The following is a 26,208-nucleotide window of genomic DNA, read 5'->3' on the forward strand; positions in this document are numbered from 1 at the left end:
AGCATAGCGCGCAATTTGCTGCGGCGCAACAATCTGCTTTTGCCCGTTTTTTGGCGGTGTTGGCGTGGCCCTGGTGCCCAAGCCGGTTTGCCGTGTATCCGGTCAGCGGGCAAAATGAAGCGCCCCACGGGCGGGTCCGAATGCCAGCCCGCCAAATACCCGACGTTAACGTCGCCCCGGATACCAGCATCCAGCCGGGCCATACCGTTGTTTCAGGGAGACGCGCATGGCGAGCAGCGCCGACAGTCTGGACTTTGAAACCCGACCGCTCCGAGAGTTCACTGAAAAGGCGTATCTGGACTACTCCATGTACGTCATTCTAGACCGGGCACTGCCGAACGTCGGTGACGGGCTCAAGCCCGTGCAGCGACGCATTGTCTACGCCATGTCCGAGCTGGGCCTGTCCAATCTGGCCAAGTACAAGAAGAGTGCGCGCACCGTGGGTGACGTGCTGGGCAAATACCACCCGCACGGCGATTCGGCCTGCTACGAGGCCATGGTGCTGATGGCCCAGCCCTTCTCCTACCGCTACCCGCTGGTGGACGGTCAGGGCAACTGGGGGAGCGCCGACGACCCCAAGTCCTTCGCCGCCATGCGCTACACCGAGGCGCGCCTGGCCCCCTACGCCAAGGTGCTGCTGCAGGAGCTGGGGCAGGGCACCGTGGACTGGGTGCCCAACTTCGACGGGACCATGGAAGAGCCGGGGCTGTTGCCGGCCCGGGTGCCCAACGTGCTGCTCAACGGTGGTACCGGGATTGCGGTGGGCATGGCCACCGACATCCCGCCCCATAACCTGCGCGAGGTGGTCGCCGCCTGCATCCACCTGCTGGATGAGCCGGAGGCCGACATCGATGCGCTGATGGACCACGTGCTGGCACCCGATTTCCCCACCGAGGCGGAGATCATCACCCCGCAGGCGGACATCCGCCGTATCTACGAAACCGGCAACGGCACGCTGCGCATGCGCGCCTGCTACGAGCGCGAGAATGGCGACATCATCGTCACCGCCCTCCCATATCAGGTCTCCGGCAGCAAGGTGCTGGAGCAGATCGCAGCGCAGATGCAGGGCAAGAAGCTGCCCATGGTCGAGGACCTGCGCGACGAATCCGACCATGAAAACCCCACGCGGCTGGTGATTACGCCGCGGTCCAAGCGGGTGGATGTGGAACGGGTAATGGAGCACCTGTTCGCCACTACCGACCTGGAGAAGAACTACCGGGTCAACCTGAACGTGATCGCCCTGGATGGCCGGCCCAAGGTGCTGGGGCTGCGCGAGCTGCTGCTCGAGTGGCTGACCTTCCGCACCGACACCGTCCGCCGCCGGCTCAGCTGGCGGCTGGAGAAGGTGCAGGACCGGCTGCACATCCTCGAAGGTCTGCTGATCGCCTATCTGAACATCGACGAGGTGATCGCCATCATCCGCGAGGAGGATGAGCCCAAGCCGGTGTTGATGGAGCGATTCGGGCTCAGCGAGCGCCAGGCCGAGGCCATCCTGGAGCTGAAGCTGCGCCATCTGGCCAAGCTCGAGGAGATGAAGATCCGCGGCGAGCAGGGCGACCTGGAGCGGGAGCGCGATGAACTGCAGGCCATCCTCGGCTCCGATGAAAAACTGCGCGATCTCATCAAGGAGGAACTGCAGGCGGATGCCGAGCGGTACGGCGATGACCGGCGCTCGCCCTTGGTCACTCGCTCCGCCGCGCGGGCCCTGGATGAAACCGACCTCATGCCCAGCGAGCCCATTACCGTGGTGCTGTCCGAGAAGGGCTGGGTGCGGGCCGCCAAGGGGCACGATGTGGATGCGCCCGGGCTCAACTACAAGGCGGGTGACAAGTACCGCGATCACGCCGCCGGCAGGACCAACCAGCAGGCGGTCTTCCTGGACCAGACCGGGCGCAGCTACTCACTGCCCGCCCACACCTTCCCCTCGGCCCGGGGGCAGGGCGAGCCACTCACCGGGCGGCTCTCCCCGGCCACCGGCGCCCGGTTCGAGCAGGTGCTCTGTGGTGATCCGGACAGCCTCTGGCTGCTGGCCACCGATGCCGGTTACGGGTTTGTCTGCGCGCTCGCCGACATGTACGCCAAGAACCGCTCCGGCAAGGCGTTGCTCACCGTGCCGCAGGGGGCGCAGATCCTGGCGCCGGTGCCGGCGGGGGATGACGAGGGCGCGGAGCTGGCGGCGGTTTCCAGCAGCGGGCGCCTGCTGGTGTTCCCGCTGGAGGAACTGCCCCGGCTGGCCAAGGGCAAGGGCAACAAGATCATCGGTATCCCGGCCGCAGCGGTAAAGTCGCGCGAGGAACTGCTGACGGGGCTTGCGGTGGTGCGACCCGGGCAGGGGCTCAGCCTGACCGTGGGTAAGCGCGGCATGACGTTGAAGCCGGACGACCTGGCCGCCTACCGGGCCCCGCGCGGCCGGCGCGGCGCACTGCTGCCCCGCGGTCTGCGCCGGGTGGATGCCATCGAGCCGGTGGATCTTTGACGGACTGGGGCGGGCACGTCGTCGGGGCGTGCCCGCCACCAGGCAAGTCTTCTTAGCGGCCGCCCGCCGGCAGGCGCAGCGCGGCCACCGCGGCCAGTAGCGCCACCAGTACCGGCGAGAAAGGCAGGTCCGCCCCCATGGCCAGCACGAAGGCGGCCAGGTAACAGACCACCCCCAGCCCCATCGCCCAGGCGATTGCCCGGCGCCAGCTCGCCGCCCGGCGGTAGGCCACCCAGGCGGGAATGAAGATGAGGGCGAAGGCGGACATGACGCCCATGGCGGTGGCCGCCACCGCGATGCCGGCTGCGGCCAGTGCCTCGAAGGCGAGTACCGTGCGCAGGACCGGTCGGTGGTTGGCGCGGTCATGGCCGGGGAAGATCCGTTCCCGCAAAAGCCGGGGGGACAGCCAGGGCAGGGCGATGGCGCCCAGCACCGCCAGGCCCAGCGCCAACTGCAGGTGATCCACGCCCGTGAAATAGAGCTGGCCGTCGATCAGCGCCTGGCCGGTCAGCTTGGCGTGATGGCTCAGTGACGCGCCCAGCAGCATCGCACTCCAGCCCAGCACGATCAGCAGGGCGTAGACGTCGTTGCCGGCACGGCGCATCAGTCCTTTCACGCCCACCGCCACCAGGGCGGTGAGCAGGGCCGCCGGCAGCAGCGGGGCAGCGACCAGGCTACCGGCCACCGCCCCCGCCCCGGCCACGTGGGCGAAACCCAGAGCGGCCAGCCACTCCTCGCGCAGGCGCAGGTAAAGCCCCAGCACGGGCAACAGGGCCGAGAGCAACAGGCCGGTGAAAAAGGGCATCCGGAAGAGCGGGTCGAAGAGCAGTTCCATCATGGCGCGGAGGCCTCCATGTCCACGACCCGGTGGCAGACCCGTTCCACCAGGTGCTGCTCGTGGCTGACCATGAGCACGGCCCGGTCGGCGGGCAGTGCGGTCAGCGCGTCGGCCAGCAGTTCCGTGCCCTCCCGGTCCAGGTTGTTGCCCGGCTCATCCAGCAGGATCAGCCGAGCGCCGCTGTAGAGGACTGCCCAGACGGCCAGGATCTGGCGCTGGCCGCCGCTGAGCCGGTCGATCCGGCGGCGGGTCAGGCGATCCAGCCGTGGCGGCAGGCCGCGGCCGTCATGCCCCATCAGCCGCAGCAGCTCGCCGCCGGTGAGCGGGATCTCGCCGCGGGTGGCCGGGCTCTGCGCCTGCAGGGCGATGCCGGCGGCGGTGTCGCGCTCGATGTGACCGTCGAAGATGCGGGCCTCGCCGGTCACGGCCTTCAGGACGGTGGATTTGCCGCAGCCGTTGGGGCCGGTGAGGCCGATGATCTCGCCGGCGCGGGCCTGCAACGAAAAGGGGCCGACTACCGGAGTCCGGTAGCCGGCCCGCAGGTTGCGGATGTCGAGTAGGGGTTCGCTCATGCCGCTTAGGGAACCATGGCCTCCACCCAGCGATCAATCAGTGCCAGGTAGTCCTCCTGATCCCCGTCCACCGGGACGCCGGTGGGCAGGGCGTGGTGCGGCCAGCCCAGTTGCTCGGCCATGAAGGCGGGGCCGCGCTCGGGCTGGAACTCGGCGCGCAGGATGACGCCATCGCTGCCCTCGAGCTGCCGGACCAGGTCCCGCAGGTGGGAGGCGGTGGGCTCCACGCCCGGCAGGGGCTCCACGTAGCCGAGCAGCTCCACGCCCAGACGCTCCAGCAGGTAGTCGGCGTCCTCGTGGTAGAGGAGGGCGCCGGGGCTCTGCGCCGCCTGGGCCTCCCAGTCGTCCATACGGGCCGCCACGGCGTCGGCGAACGCTTCCGCATTGGCGGCGTAGGCATCGGCATTGGCCTCGTCCAGCTCGCCCATTCGCTCGGCCAGCACCTCGGCGATGGTCGCCATGCGCACCGGGTCCAGGTAGACGTGGGGGTTGCCCTCCGGGTGCACGTCACCCTGGGCGCGGTCGGCCACGACGTCCGTACCGATACGGTCCACCTGGGCGGCCGCCTCGAAATAACCGCTGCGCCCGGGCCGCACGGCCGGGTTGGCGGCGCCGTCGATTGCCGGGGGCAGCCAGCCGATCTCCAGCTCCGCACCGACAGAGACCACCAGGTCGGCCCGACGCAGGTGGGTCATCATGTTGGGGCGGACGGACAGGTAGTGGGCGTCGCGATCCGGCGGCGCCAGCACCGTGACGTTGACGTTCTCGCCGCCGACGGTGCGGGCGAGCATGCCCATGTTGCTGGTGGTGGCGACCACGTTCATACCGGCTTGGGCAAGACCGGCGAATAACAGCAGGGCAATTGCGAGTATCCAGCGGTACATTCTGTGTCTCCTCGCGTTGGAAGGCGTTGGGATGCGGTTGTCCCGACGGGCGTGGCAGCCCGCCGGGGCAACAGATCAACCCGGTCTGATCAGAAGGGGTGGGCGCCGTGCACGCCGAGGCTCAGGTTGTACTGCAACATCACCTCGGCACCCCGGTTGGTGTGCCCGTTGTCCTTGGCGAAGTCGTTGTAGTTCACCTGCGCCCGCAGGGCGGAGAAGTGGGTGGGCCGCCAGGTGGTGCTCAGCCCGTAGCGGTAGCTGGTATCAAAGCTCTCGAACTCGCCGGCGTCCCGATCTGGGACCACCGAGTCATTGGTGAGACCAAGGGCCTCGAAGCGCGCCCCGACCTCCCACCGGGGGGCAAAGCCGTACACGGCTTGCATGTAGAGCCCGTCCTGGCGGCGACGGTCGGAGAATTGATCGGCGACTTCCCCGCCATCACGGTTCCAGCCTGTTGGCACGACGTTGGTGTATTCCAAGTCGAGTTCCCGCATGAAGTATTCTGCTTGCAACTGCAGGTTGCCGTGACCGTAGGCACCCCCGCTGTCGTGCTTGTAGACGGCGTCGAGGCCGGCGAACCAACCATCGCCATCCCAGACATCGGCGCGCCCGCTACCGTGGGTCTCCACGTTCTGGAAGGTATCAACGTAGCCGTAGGACAGACCGAACTGAGCGGCGTGGTCGTAACCCAGGTCCGGGGCTACCTTGAAGAAGCCAGTGAAGAGACGGGGGCCGGATTTGTCTTCAAGGCCGAAGTCTACCTCACTGCGCTGACGTCCCTCGCCGGGGTCACTTGCGCCGGTGTCATATCCGGTGATGGTATGGCTACCCGAACCCTCGTAGTTGGCAATCCCGCTGGATTCGCCCTGCAGGATCTCCACACCGAACCGGGTGTAGACCGGCGTGGCCGGCGTCCAGGAGATCTGCACACCCTTCTCCTGCAGGCCGTGGTCACCGAAAAGGAACTCGTTGACCAGCGGGCGATCGACGAAGTCCCAGTCGTGCGGGTGCTGCTTATTGATGTAGCCGATGTCGGAGAGGAACTTGCCCGCCTTCACCTGCAGGCCCGCCGGCAGGCTCTGCGTGGTCAGATAGGCCTCTTCTACCTCGATACCGGAATCGCCTTCCAGGGCGAGGATGACCATGGCATCGAAGTAGTTGTCCACCGATGCGGAGAAGGCGAGCTCCGTCTCGCGCAGGTTGAAGCCCTCGTCCAGATCGTGGTCGTGCCCATGGCCGTGGCTGTGGCTGTGTCCGCTGTCGAAGCCGGCTGGGCTATCCCACTCCCCGCTTATCTCCGAGTAGTACACGCCGTCGAGGATTACCGACAGCGCCGGGTTGAAAGCGGTGCCGGAATCCACCTGGTCACGGCTGCCGCCGAGGGGCAGAGCCTGGCTGCGCAGGCCCGGCTGGTCCAGCGGGTCCCGCTGCATCTGTGACGTCGTCTCATCGCCTCCGGCCGAATCCGCCAGCACGATGGACGGGGCCAGCACCGCTGCGCAGGCGAGGGCGCCGAGTGCTTTTCTGATCATCATCATGGATCCCCCCAAATGGATGATGGTGGTGGGACGTGCACGCCAGCGCGTGCGAGAATGCAACAGTGTTGCGTTAAGCTCATGCAATTTATTTGCATTAGATGGGAGTGTCAAGCGCGCCGCTGTGACGATGGGGGGATTCCGTTAAACTGGGGGCCAAGCGCTGGTGCCGCCTGGCACTGGTTTTGCAGCTAATACCGCAAAGACGGATTTCTGTCGGGAGGACAGGCAGTCGATGGCAAAAGCCGTAAGCAAGCAGCAGGGGATGTCCAAACTGGTGGTCATCCTGCTGGCGTCGATCCTGGTGGTGTTGTTGGCCGTGGGGGGTGCGGTGGCCGCGTATCTCACCGGCATGATCGGAGGGCCAGGAGACGATGAGCCAGCGGTGGAGGAACCACTGGAAGAGTCCGTCTATATCGAGCTCGATCCGGCGCTGACGGTCAACTTCGAGCGCAGCGGCCGCATCAGTTACCTGCAGGCGGAGGTGCAACTGGAGACCCGGTACGCCTCCGTGGAGGAGGCCATTGAGCGGCATATGCCGGTGATCCGGAATAATCTTCTCGATCTTTTTGCCGATCAGGACTGGCAGGAGATCAACACCCGCGCCGGCCGGCAGGCACTCCGCGAGGAGTCCCTGGACGAGATCAACCGGGTGCTGGCGGATCGCGGTGTTGAGCAAGAGGTGGAGGCGGTCTACTTCACCCGCTTTGTCATGCAATAGGGGTAAACCCGATGGCCCAGGACATACTCAGCCAGGACGAAATCGATGCGCTGCTCCACGGCGTGGATGATGGCGCCGTCGATACGGAGGACGATGCCGACCCTGGCGAGTTGCGTTCGTACAACTTCACCGCCGAGGAGCGGATCGTGCGTGGGCGGATGCCCACGCTGGAGATGATCAACGAGCGCTTCGCCCGGCTGTTCCGCATCGGCCTGTTCAACATGCTGCGCCGCACGCCGGAGGTTTCGGTGGTGGGCGTGGAGATGATGAAGTTCGGCGAGTACGTCCACACCCTGTTCGTGCCCACCAGCCTGAACCTGATGCGGGTCCATCCGCTGCGCGGCACGGGGCTGTTCATCATCGATCCGAAGCTGGTCTTCATCGTGGTGGACAATTTCTTTGGGGGGGATGGCCGTTTCTTCGTCAAGATCGAGGGGCGCGAGTTCACGCCCACCGAGCTGCGGGTCATCCGGATGATGATCGACCAGGCCTTCGAGAACCTGGAGGAGGCCTGGAACCCGGTGATGAATGCCGAGTTCGAGTACATGCACTCCGAGGTGAACCCGCAGTTCGCCAACATCGTCAGCCCCAGCGAAGTGGTGGTGGTCAGCAAATTCCACGTCGAGCTGGACGGCGGTGGCGGGGATATCCACGTCACGTTGCCCTACACCATGATCGAGCCGATCCGCGAGCTGCTCGACGCCGGGGTGCAGTCGGACCGCAACGAGGTGGATGAGCGCTGGACGCGCTCGCTGCGCGAAGAGATGAAATTCGCCGAGGTGGGGCTCTCCAGCCTGCTCACCGAGGTGGACGTGAGCCTGCGCGATGTCCTGAACATGAAGGCCGGTGACATCATTCCGCTGGAGCTCCCCGAGCGGGTCACGTTGTACGCCGAGGACATGCCGGTCTTCCGAGGCCGGTACGGGGTGCGCAACGGTAACGCCGCGATCAAGATTACCGAGCGCGTCGAGCCCCGTGGTGATCAGGATGCCATGCCCTGGCTAGAGGAAGAGGACAAGGCGGAGAGAAGCGACGAGAAGGCGCCAGCCGGCGGGGCGCAGACGGACGAGAAAACCAAGCCGGAGCGGGATGACTACTCGGAGTCCAGGCGCGCCGGCGAGAGCGGGACGGCGCGGCGTCGGACGGACAGGAAGACGCGAAGCCGTAAGAAGGGCGGTGAACAGCCATGAGTGACGACAAGCAGGATCAGAACAGCGTGGATGCGGCCTGGGAGGATGCCCTGGCAGAGCAGCACGGGAGCGAGGCCGGCCGCAAACCGGAGGCGTCGGATGAGGAGGGCGCTGCCGGCGCCGAGGCTGAACAGGACACCGGGCAGGGCGATGCGTCCGACGGTGACGTGGACCAGGACGCCATGGCCGAGGAGTGGGCCAGGGCCATGGAGGAGCAGGGCGACGAGGAAGGTGTGTCGGATGGCGGCGCTGCGGCGGAGGCCTCCGACGCCGGCGACGCCGACGCGGCGATGATGGAGGCGGAACAGCAGCGCGAGGCCGAACGCCAGGCCCGCCGGGAGGCTGACGAGGCTCGCCGCGAACAGAACTGGCAGGCTGAGAAGGCGGAGCTGGACGAGTTGCAGCCCGACGCCGGGCCCAACCTCGGGGACGAGGAGGCCAACCTCGAAGTCATCATGGACATCCCCGTCACCCTGTCCATGGAGATCGGCCGCACGCAGATCAGCATCCGCCACCTGCTGCAGCTCAACCAGGGCTCGGTGGTGGAGTTGGACCGGTTGGCCGGCGAGCCACTGGACGTGATGGTAAACGGCACGTTGATCGCCCACGGTGAGGTGGTGGTGGTCAACGAGCGCTTCGGCATCCGCCTGACGGATGTCATCAGCGCTGCCGAACGGGTGAAGAAGCTGCGCTGATGGTTTTTCGTCGCTCGCCTCGCGCCCTCCTGTCCGCCGGGTGTCGGAAACTCGGCGTTGCCGGTGTCGGGCTAATGGCCTGGCTGCTGCCGGGCCTGGCCTGGGCGGAGGAAGGGGGCGTGCCCAGCGTGGATATCACCGGTCTGGCCCGGGTCATCGTCGGGCTGCTGGTGGTGCTGGCGCTGATTGGCGGGCTGATGCTGGCACTGCGCCGCATGGGCGGTGTCGGCGGGTCGGCCAACGGGCAGATGCGGGTCCTCGGCGCCCTGTCCGTGGGCCAGAGAGAGAAAGTCGTACTGGTAAAGGTCGGTTCCACCCAGCTTCTCGTGGGGGTGGCTCCGGGGCGGGTACAGACTTTGCATGTGCTGGATGAGCCCCTTGAGGGGCTGGAGGCGGACGCCAAGCGCGCCGCTCCGGACATGCAGGGTAGCCCGTTCGCGGAGCGGCTGCGTCGGGTGATGCAGCAACACCACCACGAGAAGAAATGATGGCGCGACGTACATTCCTGATCCTGATCGCCCTGGCCGGGCTGCTGGTACCGGCCGTGGCCCTGGCGCAGCCGCCGGGCCTGGAGGCGTTGACCATCACCGAGGGTGAAGACGGCCAGACCTGGAGCCTGAGCATCCAGGTGCTGGTGCTCATGACGCTGCTGACCCTGCTCCCGGCAGGGTTGCTGATGATGACCAGCTTCACCCGGATCATCATCGTGCTGGCCATCCTGCGCCAGGCCATGGGCACGGCGTCCACGCCCTCCAACCAGGTGCTCATTGGACTCGCGCTGTTCCTGACCCTTTTCGTGATGGCCCCGGTCTTTCAGGAGGTCAACGACACGGCGCTGCAGCCCTACCTGGCCGAGGAGATGGCCCCGGATGAGGCCCTGGAGGCGGCCAGCGAGCCCATGCGCGATTTCATGGTCGCTCAGACCCGAGAGTCCGACCTGGGGCTGTTCCTGCGGATTGCCGGCTACGACCAGGTGGAGGGGCCCGAGGACGTCCCCTTCACCGTGTTGGTGCCCGCCTTCATGACCAGCGAGCTCAAGACGGCCTTCACCATCGGTTTCATCATCTATCTGCCCTTCCTGGTGATCGACCTGGTGGTGGCCAGCACGCTGATGTCCATGGGCATGCTGATGCTCTCGCCCATGATCATCTCCCTGCCCTTCAAGATTCTGCTCTTCGTGCTGGTGGATGGCTGGTCGCTGTTGATGGGCACCCTGGCCGCCAGCTTCTTCATATGACCGCTGCCACAGTACCGACGCGGAGGACTAAGCCATGACGCCGGAACTCGCCATCGAACTGGGTAAACAGGCGCTGACCGTGGCCGTGCTGCTGGCCGGTCCCATCCTGCTGGCGGCGCTGATCACCGGTCTGCTGATCGGTCTCTTCCAGGCTGCCACCCAGATCAACGAACAGACACTGAGCTTCGTGCCGAAACTGGGCGTGATGGCGTTGGTGCTGTTCATCATGACGCCCTGGATGCACACCATCCTCACCGACTTCACCGAACAGCTGTTCCGGGGCATCCCCGGCTTCATCGGCTGACCACCAGGGTAGCGCGGCGTGGAGCTCACCATCGGCGAGATCACCGCCTGGGTCGGCAGCCTGATGTGGCCGCTGATGCGCGTGGGCGCCATGGTGATGGTGGCGCCGGTCTTCGGCAATGACCTGATGCCGGTCCGTATCCGCGTCTTCTTCGGCCTGGCGCTCACGGTCGCCATCCTGCCGGCCGTGGGCGAGGTGCCGGCGGTGGATCCGCTCTCCGCCGAGGGGGTGATGATCAGCGTCCAACAGGTGCTGATCGGTCTCATCATGGGGTTCATGCTGCTGATGGCCGTCAACGTGGTGGTCGTGGCGGGGGAGAGCATGGCTTTGGCCATGGGCCTGGGCTTTGCCACCATGGTTGACCCGCAGACCGGCATGTCGGTACCGGTGCTCTCCCAAGTGATGCTGGTCATCGTCACGCTGGTATTCCTCGGGATGGGCGGGCATCTGATGCTCATTGAGCTGACGGCCGAGAGCTTTGCCGCGATGCCCATCGCCGCCGAGGGGGTCGGGCGGGAGGCGTTCTTCGAGGTGGCCTCATGGGCCGCGCAGATGTTCGCCGGTGCGGTGCTGATCGCGCTGCCGGTGGTCACCGTGCTGCTCATCATCAACCTGGCACTGGGCGTGATGACCCGCGCCGCCCCGCAGATGAACGTCTTCTCCGTCGGGCTGCCGATCACGATGCTGGTGGGGCCGGTGCTGGTGCTGGGCCTGGTCCTTCCGGTGCTGCCAACCCGCATGGCGATGATGTGGTCCAACGCCTTCGCCGTCGTCCGCGATATCCTCACCATCACGACCTGACCGCCTCCTCCCGGCCCACGTGCTGGCAGATAAATTGCACCTACCTCCACCGGGCCCGCCGGCGACGGAATGCTGGCGGAAACGGGGCGGCCAGGCCGGGCAAGGGAGTTAGCGCACCGGCGCGGGGAAGACGGGGGTGCTCATGGCCGAGGAGAGCGAAAACGGTCAGGAGAAAACCGAACAGCCAACCCCGAAACGGCTACAGGACGCGAAAAAGAAGGGTCAGATTCCGCGCTCGCGCGAGCTGACCACCACGCTGCTGATGCTGTTCGCCGCCCTGGGGATGCTGATGTTCGGCGGCTACATGGGTGAAGGGATCGTCGGTCTGCTGGAATGGTCCTTCCAGCCTGGCCGCGAGGAGATCTTCGACCCGAAGGAGCCCATCGCCCGGGTTCACGAGGCCCTGGGCCGGGGCCTGCTGATCGTCGCCCCCTTCGCCGGCCTGATGATGCTGGTGGCCCTGATCGGGCCGGTAGCGCTCGGGGGCTGGACCTTCAGCGCCCAGCCGATGATCCCGAAGCCGGAAAAGATGAACCCGGTGAAGGGCATCAAGCGCATATTCGGCCCCAAGGCGCTGATCGAGCTGGCCAAGGGCATCGCCAAGATCCTGGTGGTGGGCTCGGTGGCGGCGCTGTTCTTCTACCTGTTCCAGCAGGAGTTGCGCTCGCTGGCGCTGGCCCCGCTGCAGTCGGCCATGGCCCACGCCATCGAGCTGTTCTTCATCGCCTTCTTCATTTTGGCTGCTTCCCTGATCGTCGTGGTGGCGGTCGATGTCCCCTACCAGCTCTGGGACCACCAGAAGAAGCTGCGCATGACCCGCCAGGAGGTGAAGGACGAATTCAAGCAGACCGAGGGCAAGCCCGAGGTCAAGGGCAAGATCCGTCAGTTGCAGCGGGAGGCCGCCCAGCGCCGAATGATGGAGAAGGTGCCCGAGGCGGACGTGGTGGTGACCAACCCCACGCACTACTCCGTGGCGCTGCAGTACGACCAGCTGAAGATGCGTGCGCCACGGGTGATCGCCCTGGGCAAGGACCAGGTGGCGCTGCGCATCCGCGAGATCGCCAGTGAAAACGGCATCCCGCTGTTCGAGGCGCCGCCGTTGGCACGGGCCTTGTATCACACTACGGACATCGACCAGGAGATCCCCGCCGGCCTGTACATGGCCGTGGCCCAGGTGCTGGCCTACATCTACCAGCTCCGGGCCGCGCGGGGCGGGCAAGGCGAGGCACCGCGCCGCCCGGCGCCGGACATCCCGGAGGAGTTCCGGCCCTACGCCGACAAGGGGGCGCCGGATAGCGGGGCGTCAGAGCGATGACGGGCCGGGTGACGGAAACCCGGCGACCAGGGCCCGATAAGGGGCCGCGAGCAGGAGCAGACCAGAGACGATGAACGCCACCCTGATGGACAACCTGCGCAGCGTCGGCCCCCTGGGCCTGGGCACGCCCCTGCTGGTGGTGGCCCTGCTGATGATGCTGGTGGTGCCGCTGCCGCCCATCGGGCTGGACCTGCTGTTCACCTTCAACATCGTCCTGTCACTGTCCATCCTGCTGGTCACCGTCTACGCCATGCGGCCGCTGGACTTCGCGGTCTTCCCCACCATATTGCTCATCGCCACGTTGCTGCGTCTGGCGCTGAACGTGGCCTCCACCCGCATCATCCTGCTGGACGGCCATACCGGCACCGCCGCCGCCGGCCGGGTGATCGAGTCCTTCGGCGAATTCGTCATCGGCGGCAACTACGCCGTCGGGCTGGTGGTGTTCGCCATCCTGATCATCATCAACTTCGTGGTGGTCACCAAGGGCGCGGGCCGGGTGGCGGAGGTGTCCGCCCGCTTCACCCTGGACGCGCTGCCCGGCAAGCAGATGGCCATCGACGCCGACCTGAACGCCGGCATCATCGACCAGAAGCAGGCCAAGGAGCGGCGCGAGGATGTGGCGCGCGAGGCGGACTTCTACGGTTCCATGGACGGGGCCAGCAAGTTCGTGCGCGGCGACGCCATCGCCGGCATCCTGATCCTGGTGATCAACCTGATCGGCGGGCTGTCCATCGGCATGCTGCAGCACGACATGATCTTCGGCGATGCCGTGCGCAACTACTCGCTGCTGACCATCGGCGACGGCCTGGTGGCGCAGATCCCTTCGCTGGTGCTGTCTACTGCCACGGCGATCATTGTTACCCGGGTGGCGGACAGCCAGAAGATGAGCGATGCGGTCACCAGCCAGCTCTTCAGCAACCCGCGGGTGCTGTGGGTGGTCGGTGGCGTGATCTTCTTCCTGGGCCTGATTCCCGGCATGCCGCTGCTCCCCTTCGCCTTCTTCGGCACCGTCTGCCTGACGGCCGCTTACCTGATCACTCAACGCCAGAAGGAGACCGCCGAGGCCGAGGCGCAAGGTAGCGCCGCCGCTGCCGGCGAGCAGGCCGAGGAGAAATCCCCGGAGCAGCGCGAGCTCAGCTGGGATGACGTGCCGCCAGTGGATGTGGTCGGCCTGGAGGTGGGCTACGGCCTGATTCCGATGGTGGACCGCAACCAGGGTGGGCAGCTGCTCACCCGGATCAAGGGCGTGCGCAAGAAGCTCTCGCAGGATCTCGGCTTCCTGGTGCAGCCGGTGCATATCCGCGACAACCTGGACCTGGGGCCGAACGCCTACCGGATCTCCATCAAGGGCGTGCCGGTGGCCGAGGCAGAGGTGCAGCCGGGGCGCGAGCTGGCCATCAACCCGGGCAGTGTGCAGGGCGAGCTGAAGGGTATCCCCACCAAGGACCCGGCCTTCGGCCTGGAGGCGGTCTGGATCGAGTCTTCGCAGCGGGATTACGCCCAGACTCTGGGCTACACGGTGGTGGACACCAGCACGGTGATCGCCACCCACCTGTCGCAGCTGGTGCAACAGAACGCCCACCGCCTGCTGGGGCACGAGGAGGTGCAGAAGCTGCTGGATATCCTCGGCCAGAGCCAGCCCAAGCTGGTGGAGGAGGTGGTGCCCAACACCCTGCCGTTGTCGGTGGTGGTGAAGGTGTTGCAGAACCTGCTGGAGGAGCGCATCCCGGTCCGCGACATGCGCAGCATCGTGGAGACGCTGGCCGAGTACGGCGCCCGCAGCAAGGACCCGGCCCAGCTTACCCAGGCGGTGCGTGAGGCCCTGGGCCGGCAGATCGTGCAGAACATCGCCGGCATGACCCGCGAGTTGCCGGTGATGACCCTCGATCCGCAACTGGAACAGATGTTGCTTAATGCAGTACAGGGCGGCGGGGAATCGTCGGGCGGCTTCGAGCCGGGCCTGGCGGAGCGCCTCCAGCAGTCGCTGGCGGACACCACCCGCAAGCAGGAGATGTCCGGCCAGCCGGCAGTCCTGCTCACCTCGCCGCAACTGAGGAATTGGCTGCAGCGGCTTATCCGCCACAGCGTGCCCAGCCTGCACGTGCTCTCGTACAACGAGATCCCGGATGACCGCCAGGTTCGCATCGTAGCCACCGTGGGCCAGCAACAGCAGGTCGGCAGTGGCCAGTAAAGGACAAGAGGGCAGGCGATGAAGATCCAGCGCATTTTCGCCGAGGACATGCGGCAGGCCATTCGCAAGGTACGCGAGGAGCACGGCCCGGATGCGGTCATCCTCTCCACCAAGCAGGTGGAGGGGGGCGTGGAGGTCATTTCGGCCATCGATTACGACAAGCAGGCGGTGGAACAGGCCGCCGACGGTGGTGAGCCGGGGCGCGGCCTGGGGCGGCCCGGCGGGTTGCCGCTGGGGGCGATCGGCGAGAACCGTGCGCGGCGGGAGGAGCAGCAGGAGGCCCCCTCGACGGGAACGGGCGGTGGGTTCCCCGATCCCGCCCGCCTGAACAGTGACAAAAACCCGGCGCCTGACGGGGGTACGTCGCCCCGCCGGAAGCTCGACATCACCGTGGGTGACGATGACGAGGACGAGTTGTTCGCCGACCTGCAGCAGGCTCACGCCGAGTCCGCGCGCGAGGCCCGGCAGCGGGAGGGCGCCGCGTCCGGAGAACGGCGGCCGGCAGCAAGGCGTACGCGCGGGGCGAGCCCCACGCCGCGGGTGGAGTGGGCGCAGGACCCGGCCATGAATCAGATGCGCGAGGAGATCCGCCAGCTCCGCGGGTTGTTCGAGAGCCAGCTGAGCCTGATGGAGTGGAGCCAGATGGGCCAGCGGCACCCGGCCCGGGCCGGGTTGCTCAAGCGGCTGGCTGACATGGGGATGGGCAGCGACGTGGCGCGCCGGTTGGCGGATCACGTGCAGGCGGAGGCCGACCCGGAGGAGGCCTGGGCCCACGCCTTGCAGATCATCGAGCGCAATGTCGCCATCGCCGAGGATGACATCCTGGAGCAGGGGGGCGTGATGGCCCTGGTCGGTCCCACAGGCGTGGGCAAGACCACCACCGTGGCCAAGCTGGCCGCCCGCTTCGCCCTGAAACAGGGTCGGGACCAGGTGGCGTTGGTGTCCACCGATACCTTCCGTATCGGCGCGCAGGACCAGTTACGGAATTTCGCCGGTATCCTGCAGGTGCCGGTCTACAACGCGGCCAGCGGCGAGGAACTCGCCGAGGTGCTGGACAGCCTGCAGGACAAGCGCCTGGTGCTGGTGGACACCGCCGGCATGAGCCAGCGGGACGTGCGGCTTGCCGAACAGTTCACGGCCCTGCGGGAGAGCAGTCGCCGGCTGCGCACCTGCCTGGTACTGTCGGCAGCCACCCAGTTGAGCACGCTCACCGAATCCATGCGTGCCTTTGCCGCCGCCGAGCCGCAGGGCTGCATCTTCACCAAGCTGGACGAGGCGACCAGTCTGGGCGGTATGCTGACCGTGGCGCTGCGCAGCCGCCTGCCCGTGACCTGGCTGGGGACCGGGCAGCGGGTACCGGAAGACCTTGAGATCGCCAGGGGTGATAAACTGGTCGAGCGCGCCGGCGCCCTGGTGGACGAGTACCAGCAGGAGGTGGACGAGGAGGCCCTGGCGTTGAGCCTGGGTGGCGCGCGACATGCTGGTGAATAACACGGGTTTCGATCAGGCAGCAGGACTGAGACGCATGGCTAATCCCAGACCGGTAAAGGTCATCGCCATAACCAGCGGCAAGGGTGGCGTCGGCAAGACCAACGTGTCCGTCAACCTGGCGGCCGCGCTCAGTGCCCGGAATCAGCGGGTCATGCTGATGGACGCCGACCTGGGGTTGGCGAACGTGGACGTGATGCTGGGGCTGTCGCCGCGGAAGAACCTCTCCCACGTGATCGACGGTACCGCCACGCTGGACGAGGTGCTGCTGCGTGCCCCCGGCGATTTCACCATCGTGCCCGCCTCGTCGGGTACCCAGCGCATGGCCGAGCTCACCCCGGCAGAGCACGCTGGGTTGATCCGCAGCTTCAGCGAGCTCAGCCACGACCTGGACTACCTGCTGGTGGACACCGCGGCGGGCATCTCCGATGGCGTTATGAGCTTCGCCAAGGCCTCCCGCGAGGTGATGGTGGTGGTCTGCGACGAGCCCTCATCCATCACCGACGCCTACGCGCTTATCAAGGTGCTGAACCGCGATCACGGGGTGGAGCGCTTCCACATGGTGGCCAACCGGGTGCGCTCGCCGGAGGAGGGGCGGATGCTCTTCCGCAAGCTCTCCGCGGCCACCGACCGCTTCCTCGACCTGGCCATCGATTACGTGGGCATGGTGCCGGAGGATGACTGCCTGCGGCGCGCCGTCCAGAAGCAGCAGCCGGTGGTTACCAGCTTCCCCGGTAGCCCGGCAGCGCGGGCCTTCAAGGACATGGCCATGCGCGTGCAGAAGTGGCCCATGCCGGCACAGATGGTCGGCAACCTGGAGTTCTTCGTTGAGCGCCTGGTGCAATACAGTGCCGGGGAGGTGTCCTGATGAACGGACATGCCATGTACGCCGAAGTGGCGGCGCAGAGCCAGAATGACCTGCTGGTGAGGCACGCCTCGCTGGTCAAGCGCATCGCCCACCACCTGGCCGGCCGATTGCCGCCCAGCGTGCAGTTGGACGACCTGATCCAGGCGGGCATGGTGGGGCTGTTGGAAGCGGCCCAGCAGTACGATGCCGGCCAGGGGGCGAGCTTCCAGACCTACGCCGGGATCCGCATTCGCGGGGCCATGCTGGACGAGATCCGGCGGTTGGACTGGACCCCGCGCTCGGTGCACCGCAAGGGCCGCTCGGTGGCCGAAGCGATCCGGACCATTGAGCACCGCACCGGGCGGGATGCCCGCGATCACGAGGTGGCCCACGAACTGGGCATCACCCTCGACGAGTACCACCAGATCCTGCAGGATGTTTCCACATCCCGCGTCTTCAGTATCGATCAGGAGGATCCGGCGACCGGCGAACCGCACCAGCTACCGGGCGACCACCCGGAGCCCTTTGCCGAGATCACCGACGAGGGCTTTCAGCAGGCACTGGCCGAGGCCATCCGCCAGTTGCCGGAGCGGGAACAGCTCATCATGGCCCTGTACTACGACGAAGAGCTCAACCTGCGCGAGATCGGCCAGGTGCTCAATATCACCGAGTCGCGCGTCAGCCAGATTCACGGCCGTATCGTCGTCAAGCTGCGCGACTTGCTCAAGGACTGGCTGAGCCGCGGCTAACGCCGCCTCTGTGTGCTAACGGGCCGGATGTAATAGGGGGACTGTCACAGCCATGAACAAGAACATGAAGATCCTCATCGTGGATGATTTCTCCACGATGAGACGCATCATCAAGAACCTGCTGCGGGATCTGGGTTTCAACAACACCGTCGAGGCCGACGACGGCAAGACGGCCCTGCCTATCCTCAAGCGCGGCGGCATCGACTTCCTGGTCACCGACTGGAACATGCCGGGCATGACCGGGCTGGAATTGCTCAAGGAAGTGCGAGCCGATCCCGATCTCAAGGACCTGCCGGTGCTCATGGTCACCGCCGAGGCCAAACGTGATCAGATCGTGGCCGCCGCCCAGGCCGGCGTGAACGGATACATCGTCAAGCCGTTCACCGCCGTCACGCTCAAGGAGAAGATCGAGAAGATCTTCGAGCGGATCGACGCCGAGGGGGCGTGAACGCATGAGCGCAGAATCCATGAGCGATGGCCAGGCCAATCACCCGCAGGAGGATAGCCTGGCGCGTTACCGCGAGGCGGCGGAACGCCTGATGCAGGCGGTTGACCGGGGGGACCAGGGCGAGGCCGACGCGGTGGTGGACGAGCTGACCCACCTGCGCGAGACCGAGCTCTTCCAGCAGCTGGGCCAGTTGACCCGCGACCTGCACGAGGCGATCAAGTCCTTCAAGCTGGACACGCGGCTGTCAGACATCGCCGCCACCGAGATCCCCGACGCCCGGGAGCGCCTGAACTACGTCATCACCATGACCGAGCAGGCGGCCCACCGCACCCTGGGCATCATCGAAGAGTCCATGCCGCTCACCGACGAGCTCCGCGACCAGTCCGCGGAGCTGGCCGAGCGCTGGCGCGCCTTCCGTCGCCGGGAGCTCTCCGCCGAAGAGTTCCGCGAACTCTCGCGGGACATCGACGGCTTCCTGGGGCGCGCCCGGCTGTCCGCGTCCGATCTGCACAATAAGCTCTCCGAGGCCCTGATGGCCCAGGACTACCAGGACATCACCGGGCAGGTCATCCGTCGGGTGATCGGGCTGGTCGAGGAGGTCGAGGAGAACCTGGTGCAGATGGTGGCCCTGTCCGGCAAGGCCCGGGGTGAAGAATCCCGGAAAACGGCCGATAAGGGCAAAGAGAACAAGGAAACCGATATGCGGGGCGAAGGGCCACAAATGCCCAGCAAGGGTGAGGATGTGGTCAAGGGCCAGGACGACGTGGACGATCTGCTGTCCAGCCTGGGCTTCTGATTGGACACGCGCCCGGCTCCTGCCGGCTGAGCAGGGCACCGCATGAATCACAGGGGGCAGGCATGGGGATCGACATCGAAGACGACATCGTTCAGGACTTTCTGGTGGAGTCCCGGGAAATCCTGGAGAACCTCGGCGAGCAGTTGGTGGACCTGGAGCAGAGTCCCGACGACCGCGATCTGCTCAACGCCGTCTTCCGCGGTTTCCACACCATCAAGGGCGGTGCGGGCTTCCTGAGCCTGGACCCGTTGGTGGAGGTCTGTCACCGCACCGAGGACGTCTTCAATCTGCTGCGCAATGGCGATCGCACCGTCACCCCGGAGTTGATGGACACGGTGCTGCAGGCGCTTGACGTGGTGGTCAACCAGTTCAACAGCATCGAGAACGGCGAGGACCCCGAGCCCGCCGACCCGGCACTGCTGCGCGACCTGGAGGCCCTGAACATCACCGACGAGCAACGGCTGGCCGGGGAGGGCGCTCCGCAGGGCGACACGGCCGCCGCCGACCCGCCGGTACAAGGGAAGAGGCAGGCCGAGGGTGCCCCTGGTCAGGGGGAAGAGGGCGACATCAGCGACCAGGAATTCGAGCAGTTGCTCGACGCCCTGGAGGACGAGCAATCCGCGCCCGCTGCAGATCCCGCCGGTACCGACCAGGGCGCCAGCAGCAGCGACGAGATCACCGACGACGAATTCGAAGCCCTGCTGGACGAGCTGCACGGCAAGGGCAAGCACGCCGGCGTGCCCGAAAAGGAGCCGGCTTCCGCCTCCACCGGCGACCAGGGTGGGACCCAGGCTGCCCCGGATCAGCCTCAGGGCAACGGCGACGAGGAGATATCCGAGGACGAGTTCGAGGCCCTGCTAGACGACCTGCACGGCAAGGGCGGCGCCCCCGGGAAGGGAGCGGCGGACGACAAGGCGGACCGCGGTTCTGCATCGGCCTCCGAGGCCCCGCCTGCCGCCCCCCGGGAGCCGACGCCCAAGGCCCGGGCGGAGCAACCCGCGCAGCCCGCCAAGCCGGCCGCGGGTGGCGGTTCCGGTGGCCAGAAAGGGGGCGGTGGTACGGGGGGGCAGTCCTCGGGCGGTGGGGGTGCCGGCAAGGCACCCGCACCCAAACCGGAAGCCACCGTGCGCGTGGATACCGCCAAGCTGGACGACATCATGAACCTGGTCGGGGAGCTGGTCCTGGTCCGGAATCGGCTGGCCACGTTGCGCGGCGTGCTGGGCGATGAGCGCATGGGGCAGGCGGTCTCAGACCTGGAACTGGTTACCTCCGACTTGCAGACCGCGGTCATGAAGACCCGGATGCAGCCGATCAAGAAGGTCTTCGGGCGCTTCCCCCGCCTGATCCGTGATCTCGCGCGGAACATGGACAAGGACATCAAGCTGGAGACCCGCGGCGAGGACACCGACCTGGACAAGAACATGGTCGAGGCCCTGGCCGATCCCATGGTCCACCTGGTGCGCAACGCCGTGGACCACGGCATCGAACCCCCGGACGAGCGTGAGGCAGCGGGCAAGCCCCGCGCCGGCACAGTCCTGCTGGCCGCCGAACAGGAGGGGGATCACATCCTGCTCACCATCGCCGACGACGGCCGGGGTATGGATGCCGAGAAGCTGCGTAACATCGCGGTGGAAAAGGGCGTGATGGACCGAGAGTCCGCCAACCGGCTGGACGAGAAAGAGTGCTACAACCTGATCTTCGCCGCTGGCTTCTCCACCAAGGAGGAGATCTCCGACGTCTCTGGGCGCGGGGTGGGCATGGACGTGGTCAAGAACAGCATCTCGCGTCTGAACGGCACGGTGGATATCGACTCCGAGATGGGTGTCGGCACCACCATGAAGGTTCAGCTGCCGCTGACGCTCGCCATCCTGCCCACGCTGATGGTCAAGGTCGGGGGGCGCAAGTTCGCCTTGCCCATGTCCGTGGTCCGCGAGATCTTCGAGCTCAACCACAAGCGGACGAACGTGGTGAACGGGCGGCTGGTGGTCATGGTGCGCAACAAGGCCATGCCGCTGTTCTTCCTCGAGCGCTGGCTGCAGCAGATGGGCGAGGGTACCGTGCGGAGCATGCACGAGGCCGGCAGCGACGACGAGCGCCAGGTGGTGACCGTGATCCTCGGCAACCAGGCCGTGGGCTTCGTGGTGGACGAGGTCATCGGGCTCGAGGAGGTGGTCATCAAACCCCTGGGTGCCATGCTCCAGGGGCTGCCCGGCCTGGCCGGGTCCACCATCACCGGCGACGGCAAGATCGCCCTCATCGTCGACATCCCCAGTCTGGTCAAGGCTTACGGTACCCGGCTCTGACCGGGTGCCGTCGGCCAATGCCCCCCGGTCCGGCCCCGCTGAGCCCGCCTGATACGGTAGACTGCGACTACCGAGACATGAACGTCCCTGCATCGGGAACTGGGAGGTAATGGGTGAAAGTACGTGCGCTGGTGGTGGATGACTCCGGCTTCTTCCGCCGCCGTATCAAGGCCATGTTGCAGGAGCATCCCCGCATCGAGGTGGTGGGGGAAGCGGCCAATGGACGGGAGGCGGTGGCGCAGGTGCAGAAGCTCCGCCCGGACGTGGTCACCATGGACATCGAGATGCCGGAGATGGACGGCATCACTGCCGTGCGCGAGATCATGCGCCAGCAGCCCACCCCGGTGCTCATGTTCTCCTCGCTGACCTACGACGGCGCCCGCGAGACCCTCGATGCCCTTGATGCCGGGGCGTCCGATTTCATTCCCAAGCGGTTCGCGGACATCTCCGGCGACATGGAGCAGGTCAAGCGCCAGTTGCAGGAGCGCGTGATCGCGCTGGGCGGTGGCCGCGGCGCGCCGGCCAGTCGTGCCCCGCGCCCCTCCGCGCCCACCAGCCCGCCGCCGGCCCGGAGCGAAGCGCAGCGCCCGGCAACCCCCGCGGCCCGGGCCGGCACGGAAAAAACCGGCGTTGCAACGGCGCGGTCGCGTGCGACAACACCATCCGCACCAGCCGCCGCGCCGGCAGAGGCCCCGCCGCCCCGTGCTGATCGCGGGCATCGGGTGCGCGCCGGGGACCTGAAGCTGGTCGTGATCGGGACATCCACCGGCGGCCCGGTCGCCCTGCAGCGGGTCATGACCCAGCTGCCGGCGGGTTACCCGCTGCCAGTGCTAATCATCCAGCACATGCCGGCGAGCTTCACGCCCGCCTTCGCCGAACGCCTCAACGAGTTGTGCCGAATCCAGGTGCGCGAGGCCCAAAACGGTGACGAATTGCGCCCGGGGCAGGCGCTGCTGGCACCCGGTGGCCGACAGGCCGCAGTGGAGGAGCGCGGCGGTAAATTGACGGTTCGTGTTTTTGACGCGTCGTCTGAGCAGTTCTACAAGCCGAGCGTGGATATCGCCTTCGCCTCCGCGGCCAAGTATTGCCCCGGCAAGACATTGGGTGTCGTGCTCACCGGCATGGGGGCCGATGGCTGCGAGGGTGCCAAGCTGATGAAGCGTGCGGGGAGCCCGATCTGGTCCCAGGACGAAGCCACCAGTGTCATTTACGGCATGCCGGCCGCTGTGGCCAAGGCGGGGCTCACCGACCGCGTCCTGCCCCTGGACCAGGTGGGCGAGGAGTTGGCCCGGCTGCGCTGAGCCCGGGGGGGTTGGCCCGCTGCTTGCATCATATGGCCTGTATTCCAGGCACACGGAGAACCGACGGCCAAGCCCATGAGGATCTGGACAGTCGCCAATCAAAAAGGCGGGGTCGGCAAGACCACCACCGCAGTCAGTTTGGGCGGCCTGCTTGCGCTCAAGCGCCGCCGTTGCGTGCTGGTGGATCTGGATCCTCACGGCTCGCTCACCGCCTACTTCGGCTACGACCCGGAGACCGTGCAGCCCAGCATTTACGATCTGTTCGACACACCGGGCAAGGCCCCGCCGGCGCGGGAGCTGTTGCACGACACCGGCGTGGAGGGCCTGAAGCTGATTCCCGCCTCCACGGCACTGGCGACCCTGGACCGTCAGCTGGGCAGCCGGCAGGGTATGGGGCTCGTGGTTCAGCGGGGTCTGGCGACGCTGGAGGATGACTTCGAGTTCGCCTTCCTGGACTGCGCGCCGATGCTGGGGGTGCTCATGGTCAACGCCCTGGCGGCCTGCGGCCACCTGCTGATACCGGTGCAGACCGAGTTTCTGGCACTGAAAGGCCTGGAGCGGATGATCCGGACCCTGGACATGGTGCAGCGTTCGCGCAGTCGGCCGTTACCCTACACCATCGTACCCACGCTCTATGACCGGCGTACCCGCGCCTCGGTGGAGTCGCTCAAGGAGATCCGCCGCGTCTACGGTGATAAGGCCTGGGAGGGCGCGATCCCGGTGGATACCCAGTTCCGCGATGCCAGCCGCGCGGGCCGGCCGCTGACGGTGATGCAGCCCTGGGCCCGCGGCAGTATTGCTTATCGCAAACTGCTGGACACTTTGGATACCGATGGGGCGGACGATGACCGGCCGGAGGTGCAGCATGGCTGACCGGCGGAACGGAGAGGACCCGGCGCTGGTGCGCCAGGACCAGGCCCTCAGCAGCTACCTGGAGGACCTGCTCTCGGCTATCCCGGAGGGCGACGAAGAGGCGTCCGGGCGGGAAGAAGCCCCGGAGCCGGAGCCCGCCCCGCACCCACCCCGACCGGTGTTGGATACCCCGGCCCGGCCGGTGACGCACCTGCCCACCGTGGCACCGCCGGAGCCCGCAGAGCCGGCGGTGAAGCCAGCCCCGGCGGAAGCCCCGCCCGCGGAGACGCCCGAGGAGCCCCCGCCAGCGGAGGTCCCTGCCGTTGATACGCCATCGGTCGCGGCCCGGCGGGCGCCGGCGCCAGAGCCAGAACCCGAAGGGCCTCATGACCCGATCCCGGAATGGGCCCGCCCCGATTTCCAGGCGCTCATTTTCTATGTGGGCGGGCTGCGGCTGGCTGTCCCCCTGGTCAAGCTGAACAGTGTGGTGCCGTATCCGCGGAAGGTTGCCCCAACGCCCGGCAAGCCGGACTGGTTCCGCGGCCTGTTCCATTACCGGGGGCGCAACGTGAAGGTGGTGGACACGGCTACCCTGGTGCTGGACCGGCACCGCAACCGGCTGTCCGACGAAGACCTGTCGCCCCGGAAGCTGCTGGTGGTAGGTGACAGCGAGTGGGCGTTGGCCTGCCGGGATGTGGGCGAGGTGATGCGGTTGAAACCGGACCAGGTGCAATGGCGCACCAGTCGCGGCCAACGCCGGTGGTTGGCCGGCACGGTGCGCGAGCACCTCTGCGCGCTGATGGACACCGACGCCTTCGCGGAATTGCTGGAGGAACACCGGACTTGAGTTTTCGGCGTGGGCGCCGACATGGTAGATATAAACCACCCGCAGCGCCGGGAATAGACAAGAACACGAGGACGTGAGACATGGCGCAGCAGCAAGAAGACGAGCAGCAATACGAGCAGGGGCCCACCAGCCAGTGGGTGACCTTCCGCCTGGACGACGAGACCTACGGCATCAACGTCATGCAGGTGCAGGAGGTGCTCCCGCTGTCCGAGATCGCGCCGGTGCCCGGTGCACCGCCCTTCGTCATGGGTATCATCAACCTGCGTGGCAAAGTGGTCACGGTGATCGACACCCGGCTGCGCTTCGGGCTGCCCGAGCGCGAACCGGACAAGAACAGCCGTATTGTTGTCATTGAGGCGGGGTCCCACATTGCCGGCATCATGGTGGACAGCGTGGCGGAGGTGGTGAACGTCGCCGAGCACGAGATCGATACCGCCCCCAACGTGGGCAACGAGGAGTCCTCGCGCTACATCTACGGCGTGGTCAGCCGCAAGGAGGGGTTGCTGATCCTGGTGGATGTCAATCGTATGCTCACGCAGGAGGAGTGGGACGACGTCGCCAGCGTGTAGTCGGCTGGCTTGTCCCGGGGGATTCGCGGTGCTAGATTAAAACTCCCACATCGGATGTGGGACCCAGGATCACCGCACGCTGGTGCGGTACAGGCCAACGGAAGAAAGGAGTTCAAAGGCCATGAAACGACATGTTGTTACCCGCTTTTTCACCGCTCTTGCGCTCTCCTCCCTGTCCGCCCTCGCCGTGGCATCGGGCGGTATTGATATCAACACCGCATCTGCCGAGCAGCTGGCTGAGCACCTTTCGGGCGTGGGCGAGGCCCGCGCACAGGCGATCATCGACTATCGGGAAGAGAACGGCCCGTTTGCCACGGCCGACGACCTGACCCGGGTCAGCGGGGTGGGCCCGGCCACCGTGGAACAGAACCGGCAACACATTCTGACCGAGTGACCCTATAGCGTTGCCGGCCCCACCGCCGTGGCGGTGGGGCCGGGGGTCGAAAGCGGTCCCTGCCTGTGCGGTAACCCGGCCGGCTTACATGTACACGCCACCGTTGATGTTCAGCTGCTGACCGGTGATGTAGGCACCCTCTGCGGCCAGGTAGGCCACGCCGCGGGCTACTTCCTCCGGTTCGCCGAAACGCTGCTGCGGCACATTGGCGAGAATCTTCTCCTGCACCTTTTCCGGGATGGCCGCCACCATCTCGGTGGCGGTGAAGCCCGGCGCCACCGCGTTCACGGTGATGTTGTTGCGGGCCACTTCCTTCGCCAGGCTCTTGGTGAAGGCGATAACCGCACCCTTGCTGGCCGCGTAGTTGGTCTGGCCGAAGTTGCCTGCCTGACCCACAAACGAGCTGATGTTGATGATTCGCCCGAAGTTGTTCTCGAGCATGGAGGGCAGGGCCGCACTGGTGACGTAGTACACGCTGTTCAGGTTGGTATTGATGACCGCGTGCCAGGCTTCGTCGGTCATCTTCTTGAACGTGGTGTCCTTGGTGATGCCGGCGTTGTTCACCAGCACATCCAGCCGGCCCCACTGGTCGAGCACCTGCTTGACCATATTGCGCGCGGACTCGGCCTCGCCGACGTCGGCCTGGATGACTAGCGCCTCGGTGCCGAGGGCCCGGATCTCCTCAGCGACAGCATCGGCCTTGTCCTTGCTGCCATGGTAGTTAATGGCCACCTTGGCACCCAGTTTGGCCAACTCCAGTGCGATGGATTTGCCGATACCGCGGGAGCCACCGGTAACCAGTGCGATTTTATCGTCGAGTCTTTGCATGGGGTAAACACTCCTCCTGTCTAGCCC

Annotated in this window: 26 protein-coding genes; 21 read left to right on the plus strand and 5 right to left on the minus strand. The window is 66.5% G+C overall.

Going from position 1 to position 26,208, the window contains the following annotated elements:
• The first annotated feature begins 226 nt into the window (after positions 1–226).
• On the plus strand, positions 227–2,476 hold the full coding sequence (gene parC / locus DFR31_RS09105) for a DNA topoisomerase IV subunit A (protein ID WP_121442370.1): 2,250 nt from the start codon (positions 227–229) through the stop codon (positions 2,474–2,476).
• Between the two features lie 52 nt (positions 2,477–2,528).
• Here parC and DFR31_RS09110 read toward each other — a convergent pair whose 3' ends face one another.
• From DFR31_RS09110 to DFR31_RS09125, 4 genes are all read right to left on the minus strand, one after another.
• Complete coding sequence (locus tag DFR31_RS09110; protein ID WP_121442371.1) at positions 2,529–3,314, minus strand: metal ABC transporter permease; 786 nt, start codon at positions 3,312–3,314, stop codon at positions 2,529–2,531.
• Entirely contained in the window at positions 3,311–3,886 is a 576-nt protein-coding gene (locus DFR31_RS09115; RefSeq protein ID WP_121442372.1) for an ATP-binding cassette domain-containing protein, read from the minus strand. The genes DFR31_RS09110 and DFR31_RS09115 overlap by 4 nt, the downstream gene beginning before the upstream one ends.
• A gap of 5 nt (positions 3,887–3,891) precedes the next feature.
• Positions 3,892–4,770: a metal ABC transporter substrate-binding protein gene (locus tag DFR31_RS09120; RefSeq protein ID WP_121442373.1), complete on the minus strand. Its 879-nt coding sequence runs from the start codon at positions 4,768–4,770 to the stop codon at positions 3,892–3,894.
• 89 nt (positions 4,771–4,859) lie between these two features.
• Positions 4,860–6,203 (minus strand): TonB-dependent receptor, encoded by a 1,344-nt coding sequence (locus tag DFR31_RS09125; RefSeq protein WP_121442521.1) that lies wholly within the window; start codon positions 6,201–6,203, stop codon positions 4,860–4,862.
• Positions 6,204–6,540: 337 nt separating this feature from the next.
• On the opposite strand from DFR31_RS09125, the gene DFR31_RS09130 reads away from it, so the two are divergent.
• The 20 genes from DFR31_RS09130 (at position 6,541) to DFR31_RS09225 (ending at position 25,353) form a co-directional block, all read left to right on the plus strand.
• Positions 6,541–7,026, plus strand: a complete 486-nt coding sequence (locus DFR31_RS09130; RefSeq protein WP_121442374.1) for a flagellar basal body-associated FliL family protein — start codon at positions 6,541–6,543, stop codon at positions 7,024–7,026.
• 11 nt (positions 7,027–7,037) lie between these two features.
• The gene (fliM, locus tag DFR31_RS09135; RefSeq protein ID WP_121442375.1) at positions 7,038–8,216 is read left to right on the plus strand and encodes a flagellar motor switch protein FliM; all 1,179 of its coding nucleotides are present in this window, start codon (positions 7,038–7,040) and stop codon (positions 8,214–8,216) included.
• Entirely contained in the window at positions 8,213–8,911 is a 699-nt protein-coding gene (fliN, locus tag DFR31_RS09140; protein ID WP_121442376.1) for a flagellar motor switch protein FliN, read from the plus strand. Before fliM ends, fliN begins: the two co-directional genes overlap by 4 nt.
• Before the next feature lie 74 nt (positions 8,912–8,985).
• Positions 8,986–9,399, plus strand: a complete 414-nt coding sequence (gene fliO, locus DFR31_RS09145) for a flagellar biosynthetic protein FliO (protein ID WP_170153651.1) — start codon at positions 8,986–8,988, stop codon at positions 9,397–9,399.
• Positions 9,399–10,148, plus strand: coding sequence for a flagellar type III secretion system pore protein FliP (gene fliP / locus DFR31_RS09150; protein ID WP_121442522.1), 750 nt, complete (start codon positions 9,399–9,401; stop codon positions 10,146–10,148). Before fliO ends, fliP begins: the two co-directional genes overlap by 1 nt.
• 34 nt (positions 10,149–10,182) lie before the next feature.
• Entirely contained in the window at positions 10,183–10,452 is a 270-nt protein-coding gene (gene fliQ, locus DFR31_RS09155) for a flagellar biosynthesis protein FliQ (RefSeq protein WP_121442378.1), read from the plus strand.
• Positions 10,453–10,470: 18 nt separating this feature from the next.
• Complete coding sequence (gene fliR / locus DFR31_RS09160) at positions 10,471–11,253, plus strand: flagellar biosynthetic protein FliR (protein ID WP_121442379.1); 783 nt, start codon at positions 10,471–10,473, stop codon at positions 11,251–11,253.
• Positions 11,254–11,395: 142 nt separating this feature from the next.
• Positions 11,396–12,568: a flagellar biosynthesis protein FlhB gene (flhB, locus tag DFR31_RS09165; RefSeq protein ID WP_121442380.1), complete on the plus strand. Its 1,173-nt coding sequence runs from the start codon at positions 11,396–11,398 to the stop codon at positions 12,566–12,568.
• A gap of 70 nt (positions 12,569–12,638) precedes the next feature.
• On the plus strand, positions 12,639–14,759 hold the full coding sequence (flhA, locus tag DFR31_RS09170) for a flagellar biosynthesis protein FlhA (RefSeq protein ID WP_121442381.1): 2,121 nt from the start codon (positions 12,639–12,641) through the stop codon (positions 14,757–14,759).
• 18 nt (positions 14,760–14,777) lie between these two features.
• Positions 14,778–16,250 carry a flagellar biosynthesis GTPase FlhF gene (gene flhF, locus DFR31_RS09175; RefSeq protein WP_121442382.1) on the plus strand — a complete coding sequence of 491 codons (1,473 nt, stop codon included), beginning with the start codon at positions 14,778–14,780 and terminating at the stop codon, positions 16,248–16,250.
• Between the two features lie 34 nt (positions 16,251–16,284).
• The gene (locus DFR31_RS09180) at positions 16,285–17,115 is read left to right on the plus strand and encodes a MinD/ParA family protein (protein WP_211328281.1); all 831 of its coding nucleotides are present in this window, start codon (positions 16,285–16,287) and stop codon (positions 17,113–17,115) included.
• Positions 17,115–17,843 carry an RNA polymerase sigma factor FliA gene (locus DFR31_RS09185; protein WP_121442383.1) on the plus strand — a complete coding sequence of 243 codons (729 nt, stop codon included), beginning with the start codon at positions 17,115–17,117 and terminating at the stop codon, positions 17,841–17,843. Before DFR31_RS09180 ends, DFR31_RS09185 begins: the two co-directional genes overlap by 1 nt.
• Before the next feature lie 64 nt (positions 17,844–17,907).
• Complete coding sequence (locus DFR31_RS09190) at positions 17,908–18,291, plus strand: chemotaxis response regulator CheY (RefSeq protein ID WP_121442524.1); 384 nt, start codon at positions 17,908–17,910, stop codon at positions 18,289–18,291.
• A gap of 4 nt (positions 18,292–18,295) precedes the next feature.
• A complete protein-coding gene (locus DFR31_RS09195) occupies positions 18,296–19,087 on the plus strand; it encodes a protein phosphatase CheZ (RefSeq protein ID WP_245971142.1) in 792 nt (263 codons plus the stop codon).
• A 62-nt stretch (positions 19,088–19,149) separates the two neighbouring features.
• Positions 19,150–21,390, plus strand: a complete 2,241-nt coding sequence (locus DFR31_RS09200; RefSeq protein WP_121442385.1) for a chemotaxis protein CheA — start codon at positions 19,150–19,152, stop codon at positions 21,388–21,390.
• Positions 21,391–21,503: 113 nt separating this feature from the next.
• A complete protein-coding gene (locus DFR31_RS09205) occupies positions 21,504–22,691 on the plus strand; it encodes a protein-glutamate methylesterase/protein-glutamine glutaminase (protein WP_121442386.1) in 1,188 nt (395 codons plus the stop codon).
• Between the two features lie 75 nt (positions 22,692–22,766).
• Positions 22,767–23,564, plus strand: coding sequence for a ParA family protein (locus DFR31_RS09210; RefSeq protein WP_121442387.1), 798 nt, complete (start codon positions 22,767–22,769; stop codon positions 23,562–23,564).
• Positions 23,557–24,390, plus strand: a complete 834-nt coding sequence (locus DFR31_RS09215; protein ID WP_121442388.1) for a chemotaxis protein CheW — start codon at positions 23,557–23,559, stop codon at positions 24,388–24,390. The genes DFR31_RS09210 and DFR31_RS09215 overlap by 8 nt, the downstream gene beginning before the upstream one ends.
• Positions 24,391–24,470: 80 nt before the next feature.
• Positions 24,471–24,959 carry a chemotaxis protein CheW gene (locus DFR31_RS09220; RefSeq protein ID WP_121442389.1) on the plus strand — a complete coding sequence of 163 codons (489 nt, stop codon included), beginning with the start codon at positions 24,471–24,473 and terminating at the stop codon, positions 24,957–24,959.
• A 121-nt stretch (positions 24,960–25,080) separates the two neighbouring features.
• Complete coding sequence (locus DFR31_RS09225; protein WP_121442390.1) at positions 25,081–25,353, plus strand: ComEA family DNA-binding protein; 273 nt, start codon at positions 25,081–25,083, stop codon at positions 25,351–25,353.
• Positions 25,354–25,437: 84 nt separating this feature from the next.
• Here the strand turns inward: DFR31_RS09225 and fabG are convergent, their stop codons facing one another.
• A complete protein-coding gene (gene fabG / locus DFR31_RS09230) occupies positions 25,438–26,181 on the minus strand; it encodes a 3-oxoacyl-[acyl-carrier-protein] reductase (RefSeq protein ID WP_121442391.1) in 744 nt (247 codons plus the stop codon).
• Between the last annotated feature and the right edge of the window lie 27 nt (positions 26,182–26,208).

The sequence above is a fragment of the Alkalispirillum mobile genome (assembly GCF_003664325.1).
GTDB classification, from domain to species: domain Bacteria; phylum Pseudomonadota; class Gammaproteobacteria; order Nitrococcales; family Halorhodospiraceae; genus Alkalilimnicola; species Alkalilimnicola mobilis.

Coding starts and splice junctions, on each gene's coding strand:
- fliM (WP_121442375.1), top strand. CDS start 7,038: ATGGCCCAGGACATACTCAGCCAGGACGAAATCGATGCGCTGCTCCAC.
- fliQ (WP_121442378.1), top strand. CDS start 10,183: ATGACGCCGGAACTCGCCATCGAACTGGGTAAACAGGCGCTGACCGTG.
- fliP (WP_121442522.1), top strand. CDS start 9,399: ATGGCGCGACGTACATTCCTGATCCTGATCGCCCTGGCCGGGCTGCTG.
- DFR31_RS09200 (WP_121442385.1), top strand. CDS start 19,150: ATGGGGATCGACATCGAAGACGACATCGTTCAGGACTTTCTGGTGGAG.
- DFR31_RS09115 (WP_121442372.1), bottom strand. CDS start 3,886: ATGAGCGAACCCCTACTCGACATCCGCAACCTGCGGGCCGGCTACCGG.
- DFR31_RS09190 (WP_121442524.1), top strand. CDS start 17,908: ATGAAGATCCTCATCGTGGATGATTTCTCCACGATGAGACGCATCATC.
- DFR31_RS09225 (WP_121442390.1), top strand. CDS start 25,081: ATGAAACGACATGTTGTTACCCGCTTTTTCACCGCTCTTGCGCTCTCC.
- DFR31_RS09130 (WP_121442374.1), top strand. CDS start 6,541: ATGGCAAAAGCCGTAAGCAAGCAGCAGGGGATGTCCAAACTGGTGGTC.
- flhA (WP_121442381.1), top strand. CDS start 12,639: ATGAACGCCACCCTGATGGACAACCTGCGCAGCGTCGGCCCCCTGGGC.
- DFR31_RS09120 (WP_121442373.1), bottom strand. CDS start 4,770: ATGTACCGCTGGATACTCGCAATTGCCCTGCTGTTATTCGCCGGTCTT.
- fabG (WP_121442391.1), bottom strand. CDS start 26,181: ATGCAAAGACTCGACGATAAAATCGCACTGGTTACCGGTGGCTCCCGC.
- DFR31_RS09180 (WP_211328281.1), top strand. CDS start 16,285: ATGGCTAATCCCAGACCGGTAAAGGTCATCGCCATAACCAGCGGCAAG.
- flhB (WP_121442380.1), top strand. CDS start 11,396: ATGGCCGAGGAGAGCGAAAACGGTCAGGAGAAAACCGAACAGCCAACC.
- fliN (WP_121442376.1), top strand. CDS start 8,213: ATGAGTGACGACAAGCAGGATCAGAACAGCGTGGATGCGGCCTGGGAG.
- DFR31_RS09220 (WP_121442389.1), top strand. CDS start 24,471: ATGGCGCAGCAGCAAGAAGACGAGCAGCAATACGAGCAGGGGCCCACC.
- parC (WP_121442370.1), top strand. CDS start 227: ATGGCGAGCAGCGCCGACAGTCTGGACTTTGAAACCCGACCGCTCCGA.
- DFR31_RS09195 (WP_245971142.1), top strand. CDS start 18,296: ATGAGCGCAGAATCCATGAGCGATGGCCAGGCCAATCACCCGCAGGAG.
- DFR31_RS09215 (WP_121442388.1), top strand. CDS start 23,557: ATGGCTGACCGGCGGAACGGAGAGGACCCGGCGCTGGTGCGCCAGGAC.
- DFR31_RS09110 (WP_121442371.1), bottom strand. CDS start 3,314: ATGATGGAACTGCTCTTCGACCCGCTCTTCCGGATGCCCTTTTTCACC.
- fliO (WP_170153651.1), top strand. CDS start 8,986: ATGGCCTGGCTGCTGCCGGGCCTGGCCTGGGCGGAGGAAGGGGGCGTG.
- DFR31_RS09210 (WP_121442387.1), top strand. CDS start 22,767: ATGAGGATCTGGACAGTCGCCAATCAAAAAGGCGGGGTCGGCAAGACC.
- DFR31_RS09185 (WP_121442383.1), top strand. CDS start 17,115: ATGAACGGACATGCCATGTACGCCGAAGTGGCGGCGCAGAGCCAGAAT.
- flhF (WP_121442382.1), top strand. CDS start 14,778: ATGAAGATCCAGCGCATTTTCGCCGAGGACATGCGGCAGGCCATTCGC.
- DFR31_RS09125 (WP_121442521.1), bottom strand. CDS start 6,203: ATGCAGCGGGACCCGCTGGACCAGCCGGGCCTGCGCAGCCAGGCTCTG.